The sequence below is a fragment of the Pseudomonas fluorescens genome, assembly GCF_902498065.1.
GTDB lineage: Bacteria > Pseudomonadota > Gammaproteobacteria > Pseudomonadales > Pseudomonadaceae > Aquipseudomonas > Aquipseudomonas fluorescens_BJ.
In genome coordinates this window covers 526,903-542,497 of sequence record NZ_CABVIR010000002.1, presented here as the reverse complement: position 1 = coordinate 542,497, position 15,595 = coordinate 526,903, and the positions used below count along the sequence as shown (strand labels likewise).

General features: G+C 60.9%; 11 protein-coding genes. All 11 read right to left on the bottom strand.

Going from position 1 to position 15,595, the window contains the following annotated elements; all coding sequences use genetic code 11:
- The gene (locus F8N43_RS11790) at positions 1–1,071 is read right to left on the bottom strand and encodes a class I SAM-dependent methyltransferase (RefSeq protein ID WP_150630254.1); all 1,071 of its coding nucleotides are present in this window, start codon (positions 1,069–1,071) and stop codon (positions 1–3) included.
- Positions 1,061–1,918 carry an NAD-dependent epimerase/dehydratase family protein gene (locus tag F8N43_RS11785; protein WP_150630255.1) on the bottom strand — a complete coding sequence of 286 codons (858 nt, stop codon included), beginning with the start codon at positions 1,916–1,918 and terminating at the stop codon, positions 1,061–1,063. Before F8N43_RS11785 ends, F8N43_RS11790 begins: the two co-directional genes overlap by 11 nt.
- Positions 1,915–3,141 carry a class I SAM-dependent methyltransferase gene (locus F8N43_RS11780; RefSeq protein ID WP_150630256.1) on the bottom strand — a complete coding sequence of 409 codons (1,227 nt, stop codon included), beginning with the start codon at positions 3,139–3,141 and terminating at the stop codon, positions 1,915–1,917. Before F8N43_RS11780 ends, F8N43_RS11785 begins: the two co-directional genes overlap by 4 nt.
- A complete protein-coding gene (locus tag F8N43_RS11775) occupies positions 3,138–3,698 on the bottom strand; it encodes a dTDP-4-dehydrorhamnose 3,5-epimerase family protein (RefSeq protein ID WP_150630257.1) in 561 nt (186 codons plus the stop codon). The genes F8N43_RS11780 and F8N43_RS11775 overlap by 4 nt, the downstream gene beginning before the upstream one ends.
- A complete protein-coding gene (gene rfbG / locus F8N43_RS11770; RefSeq protein ID WP_150637683.1) occupies positions 3,695–4,777 on the bottom strand; it encodes a CDP-glucose 4,6-dehydratase in 1,083 nt (360 codons plus the stop codon). The genes F8N43_RS11775 and rfbG overlap by 4 nt, the downstream gene beginning before the upstream one ends.
- Complete coding sequence (gene rfbF / locus F8N43_RS11765) at positions 4,759–5,532, bottom strand: glucose-1-phosphate cytidylyltransferase (RefSeq protein WP_150637681.1); 774 nt, start codon at positions 5,530–5,532, stop codon at positions 4,759–4,761. Before rfbF ends, rfbG begins: the two co-directional genes overlap by 19 nt.
- Positions 5,533–5,798: 266 nt before the next feature.
- On the bottom strand, positions 5,799–9,377 hold the full coding sequence (locus F8N43_RS11760; RefSeq protein ID WP_150653810.1) for a glycosyltransferase: 3,579 nt from the start codon (positions 9,375–9,377) through the stop codon (positions 5,799–5,801).
- Between the two features lie 124 nt (positions 9,378–9,501).
- The gene (locus tag F8N43_RS11755; RefSeq protein ID WP_150630260.1) at positions 9,502–11,106 is read right to left on the bottom strand and encodes a flagellar hook-associated protein 3; all 1,605 of its coding nucleotides are present in this window, start codon (positions 11,104–11,106) and stop codon (positions 9,502–9,504) included.
- 13 nt (positions 11,107–11,119) lie between these two features.
- Positions 11,120–13,186, bottom strand: coding sequence for a flagellar hook-associated protein FlgK (gene flgK / locus F8N43_RS11750; RefSeq protein WP_150630261.1), 2,067 nt, complete (start codon positions 13,184–13,186; stop codon positions 11,120–11,122).
- Positions 13,187–13,208: 22 nt separating this feature from the next.
- On the bottom strand, positions 13,209–14,495 hold the full coding sequence (gene flgJ / locus F8N43_RS11745) for a flagellar assembly peptidoglycan hydrolase FlgJ (RefSeq protein ID WP_150630262.1): 1,287 nt from the start codon (positions 14,493–14,495) through the stop codon (positions 13,209–13,211).
- Between the two features lie 11 nt (positions 14,496–14,506).
- On the bottom strand, positions 14,507–15,595 hold the full coding sequence (locus F8N43_RS11740) for a flagellar basal body P-ring protein FlgI (RefSeq protein ID WP_191623643.1): 1,089 nt from the start codon (positions 15,593–15,595) through the stop codon (positions 14,507–14,509).

Sequence of the window (15,595 nt, the reverse complement as noted above, 5' to 3'; positions counted from 1 at the left end):
TCACTGGAACGAAGCGCTGTCTACGGCGTGATAGACGTAGCGTCCACCGGTCATCCGCTTGATTTCTTCGAGGTAGTTGGAGTTCATCACAAACAGGTTGGCGCCTTCGGGCAAGGCGTCCATCGCCTCTTGGGGCGAGGACACGCGCGCGCCGCTCAGGGGCAGATAGCGCCCCTGTTTGGCCGGGTTGATATCCACCACGCGATCCACCGCCACACCGGCCCGTTGCAGGAACAGCGAATAGATCACGCCTTTGGACGACGCGCCCCAGATCGCCGAACCCTGCTCCGGGTTTGCCTGAATGATTTGCACCGCGCGCTCGAGGCTGCCGGTGAAGGCACGCGGCAGGTCCAGGCGTGACACCGGTTGTTCCGGGGTCAGGCGCAAGGTCGCAAGGTCCGCGACGATGTACAGGTATTGGCCACCGAACAGGTGACCGGCCTCATGCACGGTGCCGAACATCCGGCGCAGGTCATCGAGGCGGAAATAATTGACATGCTCATAGAACAGGTCGAACCAGGCGCGGTGTTCGAGGATCCAGTCGAAGCACGGCACCTCGATGTAGATCTGCCCGCCCTGATTGGCGTCGGCCATCTCGGCCAGAAAACTCACCGGGTCCTGGATGTGTTCCAGCACATGACGCAGCACGATGGCATCTGCCGCCAGGCCGAGGCCACGGGTGAACGGCGCCTTGATCACATCGGCGTTGTTGCCTTCGTAGGCCGGGTCGATGCCGGTGATGGCGTAGCCCAGACCTTTGAGCAGTTCGAGAAAGTAGCCTTTGCCGCAGCCGACTTCGATCAGTTCCTGCCCCTTGAAGTGACGGGCAATGATGCCTTCGACATCGCTCAGGTGCTTCTGGAACTGGCCCGAATGCGCCTGCTCGTTCTGGTAGTCGGCGTCGTAGCTGAGCTTGTCGGCATCGAAGGCCTGGTTGAAGATCAACCCGCTCTTTTCATCCTGTACCAGCACCATGTCGGCGCTCGCCGAGGCCCTGGCCGACGCCGGGTCGGCAAAGGTCCGGTTCTGCAACACCGGCAGGTCGGCGACCCGATACAACTCATGCCTCATGCTCTGCTCCCAGTAGCTGTTGCAAACGGTCCGCCACGCCCCAGAACGCCATCGGTTCGTGGGTCGGGTATGGGTAATGACCCAGGTTCAAATCGATCGCCGCGCCGCGTTCACGCACACGCTGTTCGACCAGCGCCCGCACCGAAACCGGCTGGCCGCTGGCGCAATTGATCACACCGTCGAAGTCACGCTGTTGCATGATCGCCGCGAGGTAACCGGCAGCCGTCTCGATCGCCAGGTAATCGCGCAATTGTTCGCCGCCCGACATGTTGAAGCACTGGTCGCCGGCATCGATCGCCCGGTCCAGCGCTGCGAGCAGACTGTTGGGGTTTTGCCCCGCGCCGTGCAGGTAAAACAGCCGCGCCCATTGCAGCGTGAACGGTTGAACCCGCTGCAGGTTTTCGAGGAACAGGCGCAGGGTATTTTTGGCCAACCCGTATGGGTTGCCCGGCTGCGGCGCGGTCTGCTCGTTGAGCGGCCCGCTTTGCATCCCGTATTCGAAGCAGGTGCCGGTGACCAGCACTTGGGGTACGCCCGCCTCGACCGCGCCCTTGATGAAGCGGTAATCGGCCATCAGGTTGTGCTCGAAGTGAAACAGCGCCTGATAGTTGGGCAAGCCCGGCCAGGCCAAATGCGCCAAGGCGTCGATACCATTGGTCAATGCGCCGATGTCCAGGTCTGCGCCGTGAATATCAGCCTTGATGAACTCCACGGCATTGATCCACGGCAAGCTCGCTGCGGTTTCGGCGTTGCGCGCCACCGCGCGAACTGCGCAGCCACGGGCGAGCAACGCCGCGACCAAATGGCGGCCAACGAACCCGGTAGCACCGGTCACCAGCACTTTCACAGGACGGTCAACTCAGGCACGGCGATCACGAAGCGACCATCCCACTGACGCACCTGAGCCAGCTGCTGGCTGACTTCGTGCAACAGGTTCCACGGCAATACCAGCACGTAATCCGGTTTTTCCAACTCGATCTGCGCCGGCGAAACAATCGGAATGCGACTGCCCGGCAGGTACTTGCCCTGCTTGTGCGGGTTGGCGTCGGCGACCCAGGCCAGCAGGTCCGGTTTGACCCCGGCGTAGTTGAGCAAGGTGTTGCCCTTGGCGGCGGCACCGTAACCGACCACACGCTTGCCGTCAGCCTTGGCCTTGAGCAGAAAGCGCAGCAGTTCGTGTTTGATACGTTCGGCGGCCGGCGCGAGGGTCGCGTAGTACTCGGGCGTTTTCACCCCGGCGACGAGTTCGGCCTGCAATTGCCGAGCAACCGCAGGCTGCACGTCACGACGAACACCATCAGCCCGCTGGACGAAGACCCGCAACGAACCGCCATGGGTCGACAGCTGACTGACGTCGAAGACTTCCAGACCGTTGCGTTCGCACAATGTATGCACGGCGGTCAGGGACAGGTAGGAATAGTGCTCGTGATACAGCGTGTCGAACTGCTGCCCGGCCATCAGCGCCAGCAGTTGCGGAAACTCGAACGTTGCCACGCCGGTCGGCTTGAGCAAGGTCGCGAAACCACCGAGGAAATCATTGATGTCCGGCACGTGGGCCAACACGTTGTTGGCAGCCATCAGGTCCGCGGACCAGCCTTCACCGACCAATTGCGCAGCGGTGTTTCGGCCGAAGAACAACTCGCGGATTTCCAGGCCTTTTTCGCGCGCCGCTTGCGCGGTGCTGCGGGTCGGCTCAACGCCCAGGCAAGGGATGCCGCGGCCGGCGACGTACTGCAACAGATAACCGTCATTGGCGGCGATTTCCACCACACGGCTGTCGGCGGTCAGGCCGAAACGCTCGACCATCTCGGCGACGTAGCGATCGGCATGCGCCAGCCAGGTGCTGGAGAACGAACTGAAATAAGCATACTCGGCATCGAACAGGCTGTCGGCGCTGGTGTAATCCTCGGTTTGCACCAACCAGCACTGCTGACACACCGCGACCTTCAGCGGCACCCATTGTTCGGCCTGTTCCAGCTGATCGGCACGGACGTAGGCGTTCGACGGCGGCGAGGTGCCGAGATCGATCAGCGGCAAGGCCAAAGGAGTTCCGCAACCACGGCAGTTCATAGACGCACTCCAGCGAAGCGTTCATCGAGCAAGGGATGGCTGGCGTCCCTGGCTGACAGATTATTGACAGGCAACGGCCAGGCAATCGCCAGCCGTGGATCGTTCACCGACAAACCGCCTTCGTGCTCCGGCGCGTAGTCGGCGCTGTGCAGATAAAGCAATTCGGCGTCGTCGGTCAGGGTCTGGAAGCCGTGGGCGAATCCGGCAGGAATGAGCAGGCTGCGGCCATCGCCGGCACGCAGGTGTTCGGCGTGCCAGTGCAGGAAGGTTGCGGAGTTCGGTCGCAAGTCCACCGCCACATCCCAGACCTCACCGCGCAGGCAGGTGATCAGCTTGGCTTCCGGCGCGTTGGCATTCTGGTAATGCAAACCACGCACACTCCCGCGTGCGCGGGTGCAGGAATGATTGATCTGGCGAATATGAAACGCCTCGCCAAAGGCACTCAGGCTGCCCTCGCAGAACAACCGGGCGAAGTGCCCGCGATCGTCTTCAAAGCGTTTGTGCTGCACGCTGAACAAGCCCTTCAGCGGTAGGGCTTTCAACAAAAATTCGCTCACAGCGCGCCTCGGTACAGGTTCAGCTGGCCCAACGTGACGTCACGCATGTCGTCGCCGTTTTGCCAGGCCAGATGCCAATCGAGGGTTTGGGTCAGGCATTGCTGCAACGACCAGCGCGGTTGCCAGGCCAACAGTTGACGGGCGCGGCTGCTGTCCAGGCGCAACAGGCCTGCTTCGTGCAAATCACTCGGTTCGATGCGCAATCCACGCGCTTGCGGCCAGCGATCGGCGAGCAGTTTGACGACTTCGCCGACGCTGCACATGTCCGCTTCGCCCGGGCCGAAGTTCCACGCACCGGCGAACTCGGGACCTCGCTCGTAAAGGCCAGCGGCCAGTTGCAGGTAACCGGCCAAGGGCTCCAGCGCGTGTTGCCACGGGCGGACCGCTTGCGGGTAACGCAGGGTCACCGGTTCATCGGCGGACCAGGCTTTCAGGACATCGGGAATCAAACGCTCAGGGGCAAAATCACCACCGCCCAACACGTTGCCGGCTCGGGCCGTGGCCAACGCCAGACCGTGTTCGGCATATTTTTCGGCCGGGAAGAACGACGCTGCATAAGACTGCGCCAGCAACTCGCAGCAGGCCTTGCTGCTGCTGTAAGGATCGTGGCCGCCGAGCGCTTCGTTTTCACGATATGGCCACAACCATTCCTGGTTGGCGTAGACCTTGTCGGTGGTCACCAGCACACAAGCACGCACGCCGCCGACCTGACGGATCGCTTCGAGCAGATTGAGGGTGCCCATGACGTTGCTGGAGTAAGTCCCCAGCGGATCGCGATAACCCTCGCGCACCAGCGGTTGGGCCGCCAGGTGCAGGACGATTTCCGGTTGGGTTTCGGTGATCAACTCGAGCAAGGCACCCAGGTCACGCAGGTCGCCGCGCTGATCGTTGATGCCTTCGTGCACACGCGCCAGTTCAAACAGGCTCGGCTCGGTGGACGGATCGAGGGAAAACCCACTGACTTTCGCGCCGAGACTTTGCAGCCACAACGTCAGCCAACTGCCTTTGAAACCGGTGTGGCCCGTCAGCAGAACCCGCTTGCCACGCCAGAATTCCGGACTCAGTCCCATTGTTTCCATGGGGCCTCCCCGCTCAGCCACAACTGCTCAAGGTGGTTTTTATCGCGCAGGGTGTCCATCGGATGCCAGAAGCCGTCGTGCTGAAACGCTTGCAGCTGTTGTTCGTCGGCCAGCGCGGCCAGCGGCTCGGCCTCCCAGGAGGTCTGGTCGTCAGCGATGTACGGCAGCACTTTTGGCGACAGGACAAAAAAACCGCCATTGATCCAGCCGCCGTCACCGCGCGGTTTTTCAATGAAACCTTTGACGCTGTCACCGTCGCGCTCCAGGGCGCCGTAACGGCCCGGTGGCTGCACAGCGGTGACGGTCGCGAGTTTGCCGTGGCTCAGGTGAAAGTCCACCAGGGCGCCGATATTAAGGTCGGAAACGCCATCGCCGTAGGTAAAGCAGAATGCCTGTTCGCCTTCCAGATAACGGGCGGCGCGACGCAGGCGGCCACCGGTCATGGTGTCTTCGCCCGTGTCGATCAGGGTCACGCGCCATGGCTCGCTGTAGTTCTGGTGAACGTCCATGCGGTTATTGCACATGTCGAACGTGACGTCGGAGGTATGCAGGAAGTAGTTGGCGAAGAAGTCCTTGATCGCGTAGCCCTTGTAGCCCAGGCAAATCACGAAGTCATGGATCCCGTGAGCGGAGTACTGCTTCATGATGTGCCAGAGAATTGGCTTGCCGCCGATTTCAATCATCGGCTTGGGTTTGAGGTGCGACTCCTCACTGATGCGCGTGCCCAGGCCGCCCGCCAAAATAACTGCCTTCATCGTCTCCCCTCTTGTTCGTCACAGGGCTCAGCCAAGCTGTATCAAGCTTTTGCAGGCCTTCTGGATAAAACCTTCAATGCCGGTCATGGCGCTTCTGGATTGACCGGAAGTGCTCGTTTTATGGCGATATCGGGGGGACTTGCAGGAAACGCGCCAGCTCTTTCTCTTCGGGCGGGGGGGGTGGAACGTAATAGCCGGGTTGGGGGGGGCTGGCTTTGGGTGTATATCCGTTGCCGCAAAAGCGGATATACACCCGATCACAGCGGTCAGTTCGGCAACCAACCCTCAGCCCAATAATTCAGGTTGTTGCCTCGCAGCATATAGTCGCGCAGCACTTCTTCGCGTAACGCGTCACCCATGCGGTAACTCGCGTCCGGGTCAGCCAGGTGCATACGAATCGCCTCAAGCCATTCCTCGGTACCGTTGCTCACCACCTTGGTACACGGCAGATAACCCCGATAAGCCTCGGTGTCGGTACAGATCACCGGGTACCCGCACGCGCCATATTCCAGCAGGCGCAAGTTGCTCTTGCAGTCGTTGAAGATGTGAAACTCCAACGGCGCCAACGCCAGATCAAGGTTCAGGCTGGCCAGTTTGGCCGGGTAAGCCTGCAGACCGACGGCCGGATGAAATTCATGCACGTAGGGCTTGAGTGCTGGCGGGCACATGCCGAAAAACACCCATTCGACTTCATCCGCCAGCAAGCGAACGACATCGGCAATGATCGCCAGATCCCCATCATGGCTGGTCCCACCGCCCCAGCCGACCCTCGGTTTGCGCGACGTGCGTCGCTGACTGCTCAGGCCGGTCCAAAGATGCGGAGCGAGCATGTTCGGCACCACGCGAATATCGTCATGCATACCTTTGAGCGCATCGGCCAGCGGCTGGGTCGACACCACCACCCGGTCACACAGCCCGATCGCACGCCGCACGATCTGCTCAACGCCAACGATGGACTTGCGCACGTGAGCATTTTTCTTCGGCACGTCGATGACATAGTCATCAAGCTCGAAGATCCGGAAGGCCCGCGAACTGTTCCTGACCCGCTCGACTTCATTCACCGCACTGTCACTGTAGCGCCCTTGCAGAATGATGACGTCGGGCGACTGACGTTCCAGCTCAATGTCCGAAGGCGTATGGAACGAAAGATTACCGAGCACTTGCCCCGCAGCCTCCAGCTCGAGAAATGGCTGGGTGACACGGTAATGCCCTACAGCGGTCTCGTTGATCGGGATTGCCAGAACCCGTGGCAGCATGTGGCGGGCGAACGGATTCCAATCGTTCTTGAAACCAGGTTCAAGACTGAAATTATTGGTGTTGAGGCTCAGGTTGACGTTGTACGCCGGATCTCTGGCGATGATCGGCAGCCAGCGCTGATAAAACAGCTTGTGCTCAGCCACCAGCGTTGACACCACCGGCCCGCTCTCCGTCTCGGCAGCCACGTGGACCGACTCGGCATACGGCGTCCAGACCACCAGATACCCCTTCTGCCGAACACGCAGACAGAAGTCAGGGCCGCCGAGCCGTTGGGAAAAGGCCTGCTCGTCAAACCCCTGAAGCTCATCGAACACCTGCTTGCGGACCAGCAGGCACTCGGTGCTCACAGCGCTCAAATTCTGCACCGCCTGCTGGCGCTGCATATACCCCGGGGTGGTCATCACCTCCCCGCGCCAAGGCACGCCGACAGGGCCGCGCATCCCCAGCACCAGGGCCGAACCTTCAATACGCCCCTGAGGGTTGACCATCCGGCCACCAACAACCCCCACCTCCGGACGCAATCCGTGATTCAACAATTCGTCTAGCCAGTCGCGGTTGACGATCAGGCTGTCCGGACTGAGCAACAGCACATACTCGCCGCGAACCTGAGCAACCGCGAAGTTCTGCGCCGCAGCCGGGTTATCGGCGTAATCGCAGTGCAGCACGCGCAATTTTTCGCCACCCATTTGCGACATGGCGGCGAGCCAGTCCCGCGCTTCGATCGAGGTGCTGGCGTTGTCCACGATCAACAATTCGTAGTGAGCATACGCCGTGTGCTCAAGCACGCTTTCGATGCAGCGCTGAAGCGGGCCGAGCCGGTCCCGCATCACGACAACGATGGACACCAGCGGCTGAACGCCATGCCGGTAGTCAATTCGATTGATCAGCGGCACGCTGCCTTCGCGGACCTGGTGTGCAGCGCCGATGCGATCAAGGTGCGCAGTCAGTACACGAGCGTTTTGTTCGACCACCTGCGGCAGCGCGAGCCATTGCGACAGGCCGAACGAGGACTCGACCAGCACTTGGGCGACGTGCTCCACGACATGCGCGCCGTGGTTTTCAACGAGACGCCAGACCAGGTCATGAGGACCTAGCTCGGTGAAATCCGGGTCGAATCCACCGGCATCCACAAAGCGCTGGCGCTGAATCGCCAGTGTCCGCCCGATATAGGGATAACTGCGCAACAGGTCCAGATTGAAATCGGACTTGAAGATCGGCTCGACCGACAGGTCATTGCGCAAGCCACCTTCATCGCTGTAGATGCACAGAGCGTCGGCACTCTCGACCATCCGCTCGGCCAAAAGCAGCAAGGCCAGTTCATTCAGGCGATCACCGGCCCGCAGAAGATAGAACCAGTCCGCACTGTCCGCCTGCATCAACAGGCCATTGAGCTGCTCAAGTCCGTCGCCTTGCAAGGTCACACGAATCACGTTACCAGCAAGAGCGCTGGCACGATTTTCACCGCTGAGCACCAAAACCGTTTCGGCGGCATAGACCTGCCGTTCGATGCTTTCCAGTGTGACGCCGAGTGCCGCTTCGTCCGCGTCGGCATCAATCACCACCGGCACAATCCGCGGCTGCCATGCCCAGGAGGCAAGGCGCGTGGGCAACAGGCGCTGCTGGGCCGGGTTGAGGGTGCGACAGGCCAGCCATTGCTGATACACATCAGCGAAGCTGTCACAGTTTTCACCCACCCGCGAACGGATCAGGGTCGCGGAAAAGCCCAGAGAGCGACTCAGGGGCATTTCCTCCCAGGCATACGGCTCACCGAGGGCGGCGCTGGCCAGATCGATGTAACGAACGTGCCCTGGCGCAGGTGCCGGCTCGCCGCTGCGCACCGCCAGCATCTGGGTCAGCCAGCCGAGCTCGACCGCCACCGCCTGCTGGACCTCCAATTGATTGCTCATACGCGCCGGGTGCAAGCGTTCGAAACTGAGCACCTGCCCCATTACCGCCAGATTGCCACGACGCAACAGGCAGACGAACAAGGCGAAATCGAGACGGGCGACGAAGCCTTCGCCAATCTGGGTCAATGCCGGCAGATACTCCAGCACCTGATGAGTACGCATCAGGGCGCCACTCAGATTACTGAGGAAGTTGATGGCCGTGCTTTCCAGCACATCCAGCAAATCTTCACCCTTGAACAGCGTATCCCCCGAGGAAAAGCTGGAGTTCTCCAGACGCTCGGGAAGCAGCAAGTAATCGCCGTCGCAATACTGACGCTGGGCAATCACCAGATTCACGTCGTCATGACCAATGAAACCCTGCACCTGACGAGCAATACTCTCAGGCAGCAGCTGATCGTCATCACAGAGAAGCTTGAGATACTCGCCGGTTGCCTGCTCGGCGCAGGCCATCAGATTCCCCTTGAACCCCAGGTGTTGGTCATTGCGCACATAACGCAACGTCACGGTTTTCGGCACCGTGCAAGCCTGGACCAGCTCATGGATTTCGTCGCTGTCGCTGTCGTCACATACGATCACTTCAAGCGACGCATAAGTCTGATTCAGAGCACTTTGCAGCGCCGCCTGAAAGTACAGCGGGTTGTAGGCGGGAATGGCGATGCTGACAAGAGGCGTTGGTTTCACGGCGGGGGAACTCGCGAGCGGCGGGCGCTCACTCTGGAACGAGTAGAGCAACCCTGAACCGCTGAAAAAAGACGGTTTGCACTCGGTGCCTTAACCTCCACACCAACGGCGCGGAGGCTTTGACTCAGACTTTGTTGAACAGCCCCAACTGAGCGATTTTGCTGAACGCCAGTTGCGAGGCCTGCAGCATGGTTTGCTGCAAGGTCAGGCGGGTCATCACCGTGGCCGGGTCCGAATCACGGATCGCCCCCTGGGTCTGCGTGTTGGCCTGCACCAGGCTCTGGTTGATATCGGTCTGGGTCGTCAGCGACGCACCGCGACCACCCACCGAGCTGATGCTGGAGGTCAACTGGTCCATGCCGCTGGCAAGGTTGCCGATGCCCGAACCGATGGCTGCGTTGAGCTTTTGGATGGCCAGCGGATCGTTGTTGGTCGGCGTCGACAGCGCGGTTTTCAGCTGGCTGACGGTGTCCAGAATGTTCTGCGTCTGGTGAGTGTTGACCGTGACGGAGAACTGGTCACCGGCAAGCATCGTCGGTGCCGGCGCGCCGCTCAGCGTAAAGGCGACACCCGATGCGGTGGCGACGTTGCCCGCCAGAACACCACTGGAAACCGGCTTGCTGTTGGCGGTCAGAGGCGCGGCGTACAACTCGAAAGCCGTAGGGCTGGTGAACTTGAGAATCGCCTCGCCTTCCGGAAAGCTGGCGTGGTAGGCGGCACTGTTGGTAATGCTGGTGTTGGTGACGACTTCGCTAGACACGTTGCCCGGAGCACGGGACGCATTGAAGCTGTCCGGCTTGGCCGCCAGGGTGAAGCTGTAGGCATTGGGGGACGGAGGCGCCGGAAACACGGTTGCCGGAACGTCGCCAGCCTTCATGTTGATGTTCAACTTCAGGTCAACGCCACGGAAATTGATCGTCTGTGTGGCAGCACCACCGGAGGAGCTGAACGCGCCATTGCCAGTAGCCTCGGACGTGACGTCATTACCCAGCGAATCGCGAATTTCCAGTTGCGTAGGGCTGAGGACATTCACGGTGTAAGGCTCGCCACTGCGGAATTTGGCGTTGTAGGTCACGTCGGAACCTACCTGACCATTGGAAAGCACCACGCGACCGCCATCGACGAGCGGTGCAGGCGAAGTCATTGTGGTCTGCGTGCGACTGGTGTTGATGGCTTGCTGGAACACAGCCCAACCGGTGCTATTGGTGGCCATCGACTGGGTGTCGCCAATCGGCAGGTCCAGCGTGACCTGATCACCGTTATAGCTGTAGGTGCCGTCGGTATTGCGCGAGAACGGAACGGTATCGCCCTTGGAACCGGAGAAAATGTATTTGCCGTTTTCGTCCTTGGTGTTCATCAGGCTCAACAGCTGCTCTTCGATCTGGCTGAGCTCCGAAGCGTTGGCCTGGCGGTCGGCATCGGTATAACCGGCGTTGCCGGCACCCAGGGCCAGTTCCTTGGCGCGTTGCAGCACGTTGCCGATGCTGGTCATGACCGCTTCAGTCTGACCCAGCGTGGCTTTGATCGTCGTCATGTTGTTCGAGAACTGATCGAGCATCGAAGCCTGCTGACCTAATTGAAGCAGGCGCGAGGCACCGACGGGATCATCGGCGGCGGTGTTGACGCGAACCAGGCTGCTCGCCTCTTCGCTGCTCTTGACCACGTTGGCGAAGTTCTTCGAATAGTTGGCAGCCGAGGACTCGTAAAACTGGGCGGTAGAAATGCGCATGGGCTACGACTCCTTAAAGACTGTTGATCAGTGTGCTGAAAATTGCCTGCGCAGCCTTGATGATCTGCGAAGACGCGGTGTAGTACTGCTGATACTTGACCAGGTTGCCGGTTTCCTCATCGAGGTCGACACCCGAGAGCGAATCGCGCGCGCCCTTGGCATTCGCCAGGATGGCGCCCGTCGCCGCACTGTCGAGCTTGCCCTGTGCAGCTTTGGAACCCACGCCCTCGACCAGTTTGCCGTAAGCGTCGTTCAGGGAAATGCCTTTGCTGGCCGAACCGGTATCCACGGTCTGCGCGGTCTGCAAGCCGGCCAGAGCGGTGCCGTTACGGTTGTCCAGGCTGCCAGGCTGGCTGAGCGAGACGTTGATGGCCGCGCCGCTGCTCGGCGCGCCAGCGAAGGTCATGCTGAAGGTCGCGGTGTACTGAGTGGCAGGCGCAGGCGGGATCGGCGCACCCGTGGCATCCTTGAGCGGAATGCTCAGGTTCAGGGTGTTGCTTTCACCTGGCTTGATGGTGCCGCCGCTGATCAAACCGCCATTGGCATCCAGGAACTGGTAGGCCTGGCTGGTGCCGTCGGCGGACACCGCACCAAATACCAGCTTGGTCGGTGTGGAGTTTTTCAGGCCGTTCTGCATCGCGGTGGCGGTCGCCGCGTCGTAGATATCGAATTTGGTGGTCAGGGTCGGTTGACCGCTGGCCGGGATCGTCAGGGTGCCGCTGCCACTGCCGCTCGCTGCAATAGCCGCGCCCAGCGGTGCCGCGATGGCCAGACGCTTGGAGTCGGTCATCTCGGTCTTGATGTTCGCCGCCGCATCGCGGGTCGGGGTGATCCTGAAGGAGTCGCCCGCCGTGGCAGAAGCCGCGTTGAACTTCAGCTCGACGCCGTCGATGACCGCGGCCGTGGCCGGCGGCGCCGTGCTGAAAGAGCCCATGGGCGTGTTGTCCGGCAGGCGCTGAACGGTGTAATCGGTGGCGGTGGTGAACGTGACCTTGTAATCGTTGATGGTCAGCTTGCCGGTGTCCTTGATGCTCACATCAAAGTTGCCGGCGCCCCCGTTGTTCAGGCTGGCGACGCTGCGTTCAGAGACCAGCTTGGCCGAATTGATATTGTTGAACAGGTTCGAACCGAAGTCACCGTTCTTGTCGATGCCCTGGGCCTGGAGACTGTTCATCTGGTCGGCGACGACCAGGGCCACACGGCCCAATTCGTTCATGGCCGGGTCCAGCACGGTGCTGCGATAACGCAGCAGCCCGCCGATCTCGCCGCCAGTCATGATCGCGGTGATATCAATGGTGCTCGAACCACGATTGAGTTGCAGCGACAAGCGGCCCGGATCGTCTTTGCCCGGTACCACTTCAAGTTTACTGGCCGTGTTACCCATGACCAGCGGCTGACCGCTGCCCAGATAAATGTCGAGACTGCCTTCACGCTCAACGACCTGCGCGCCGGTGAAGGTGGACAGCTGACGCACGGTTTCGTTACGCGCATCGAGCAGATCGTTGGGCATGCCGCCGGAGTTGGAAACCTCGGAGATCTTCTGATTCAACTGCGCCACGGTAGCGGCCAGCTTGTTGACCTGATCGGCCATGTTCGTCAGGTTGCCGTTGATATTGGCATTCTGCTCGGTCAGCTGTTTGGACATCGAGTTGAAACGGTTGCTCAAGGCCTGAGCGTCGCTCAGCAACAACTGGCGGGAAGCATCGTCACCCGGCTTGGCATTGACGTTCTGCACCGAGGCAAAGAACTTGGTCAGTGCGCCGTTCAGACCCGTGCTGGTGTCAGAGAGCAATTTGTCCAGCGGCGTGACCTGATTCAGGTAGGCGGCCGAATCGCTGTTGAGCGAAGTGGTGGTCTGCAACTGCGCATCGAGGTAGCTGTTGTACACGCGACGCACATCGGCCAGCGTCGTACCGGTGCCGATGAAGACATTGCCGAACTGCTGCGAGGCCTTGGTGCCCTGCACTGTTTGCTGGCGGGAGTACCCGGCGGTGTCGACGTTGGCAATGTTGTTGCCGGTGGTCATCAACGAGGATTGGCCAGCGGCCAGACCCGACATCCCGATATTGAGCAAACTCATGGTTCGACCTTAATCCTTGTGCCTATAAAGGCGTGGTGGAAACGCCCGCCGCAGCGTAGTTCTGGTAACTCGTCATCTGCTTGGCTATCTGCGAAATCTTGCTCGCGTAGTCGGGGTCGGTTGCGTAACCGGCCTTTTGCAACTCGCGTACAAACTGTTCTGGGTTATCGGCCGACTTCACGACATCTTGATAGCGATTGTTGGTTTGCAACAAAGTCACAAGGTCATGGAAGCTGTCCTTGTAAGAGTCGTAGGAACGGAACTCGGCCGTCTCCTTGACCATCGCGCCATTCCTGAATTCGCTGGTGATCGCCCGTGCCGAATTGCCCGTCCAGTTGCTGCTGGCCTTGATGCCGAACAGGTTGTGGCTGCTGCTGCCATCCTGGGCGCGCATGACCGATTTGCCCCAGCCAGTTTCCAGCGCTGCCTGAGCCACCAGGTAACGCGGATCGACGCCGATGCGCTCGGCGGCTTCCTTGGCCATCGGCAACATGGTGTTGACGAACTGGTCGGCAGAATTGAAGGCTTTTTTCGCGGGCGCCAACGGTATCTGAGCGATGGCTCGCCCATGAATCTGCAAGCCGGCGCTCGATGCCGCTTGCGCAGTGGCCAGCCAGTCACCATTGAACAAAGGCCCCGATCCGGTCGGCACAGTGCGCTCGGGCAATCGAGTGTCGGGGAGCTTCGCGGCGGTCGTCGTCGCCGAAGGCACCAGGCCTGCCAGCAAACGGTCAGCCAGTTTCGGTGGCAACGCCAGGCGCCGCTGATTGATCAGCGCCATGTCGTTGCGATGAGCACCCTCGCCTGCCGCCTGTGGAGCGCTGATCGAGCGCGAAGCCCACAACGGACGCTGGCCATTGACTCGCGACAGCGGCCCATTGGTGGCGGTCGTGCCGGCAGCTATCGGCGTCTGCGCCGCCGCTTTGGCCGCTTCCTGCTTGGCCGCCGACAGCGTTGCCGCTTCGCCCGGCGCCAGTGGTTTGTTCTTCGACATCTGCCGCATCAGCACGTCCGCCAGACCAATACCACCGCCTTCGCGGGACATGGAAACGGCCAGCTGCTGGTCGTACATTTCCTGGTACTGCTTGGCTGCCGGAGTGTTGAGCGGATTACCCTCACCCAGCGTGTCGGTCGCCTTGCGCATGGACTTGAGCATTTCACCGAGAAACAGCGACTCGAACTCCTGCGCCACTTTGCGCAGGTTTTCGTCACTGTTCTTGTCGCCGACCTTGAGCTGGTTCAGGCGATTGAGGTCCGAGTAGGAACCCGAATCGGCACTGCTGACCAGACCACTCTTGTACATATCCATGGTCGCCGGCCTCAGATCACGATCAGGTCGGCTTGCAACGCGCCGGCCTGTTTCAGTGCTTCAAGGATTGCCATCAAGTCACCTGGCGCCGCGCCGACCTGGTTCACCGCACGCACGATCTCGTCGAGGGTGGTGCCCGGGCCGAACTTGAACATCGGTTTGGCTTCCTGCTGAGCATTGACCCGCGAGCGCGGCACGACAGCGGTCTGACCATTGGACAGAGGGCCTGGCTGGCTGACGATCGGGTCTTCGGTGATGGTCACGGTCAGGCTGCCGTGAGTCACGGCGGCCGGGGACACCTTGACGTTCTGGCCGATCACGATGGTGCCGGTGCGGGAGTTGATGATGACTTTCGCCACCGCCTGACCCGGATCGACTTCAAGGTTCTCGATGATCGACAAATAGTCGACGCGCTGACTCGGATCGAGTGGCGCACTGACGCGAATCGAACCGCCATCGATGGCCTGGGCAACGCCAGGGCCGAGCAAATCGTTGATCTTGTCGACGATGCGCTTGGCGGTGGTGAAGTCGGAACGGTTGAGGTTCAACGTCAGGCTGTTGCCCTGGTTGAAACCGCTCGGCACCGAACGCTCGACCGATGCACCACCGGGGATGCGACCGGCCGACGGAACGTTGACGGTGATCTTCGAACCGTCGCGACCTTCAGCATCAAAACCGCCGACCACCAGGTTGCCCTGGGCGATCGCGTAGACGTTGCCGTCGATACCCTTGAGCGGCGTCAGCAGCAAGGTGCCGCCACGCAGGCTCTTGGAGTTACCGATGGAGGCCACGGTGATATCCACCTGCTGACCCGGCTTGGCGAAGGCCGGCAAATCGGCACTGATCGACACTGCCGCGACGTTCTTCAACTGCACGTTGCCGGAACCGGCCGGCACCTTGATGCCGAACTGCGAGAGCATGTTGTTGAAGGTTTGCAGGGTGAACGGGGTTTGCGTCGTCTGGTCGCCGGTGCCGTTAAGCCCGACCACCAGGCCGTAACCGATCAATTGGTTGGAACGTACGCCGGAAATACTGGCGATATCCTTCAGCCGCTCGGCTTGAGCGTTGAAGGCCGCAGACAGCAAAAGCGCGGCCACCAT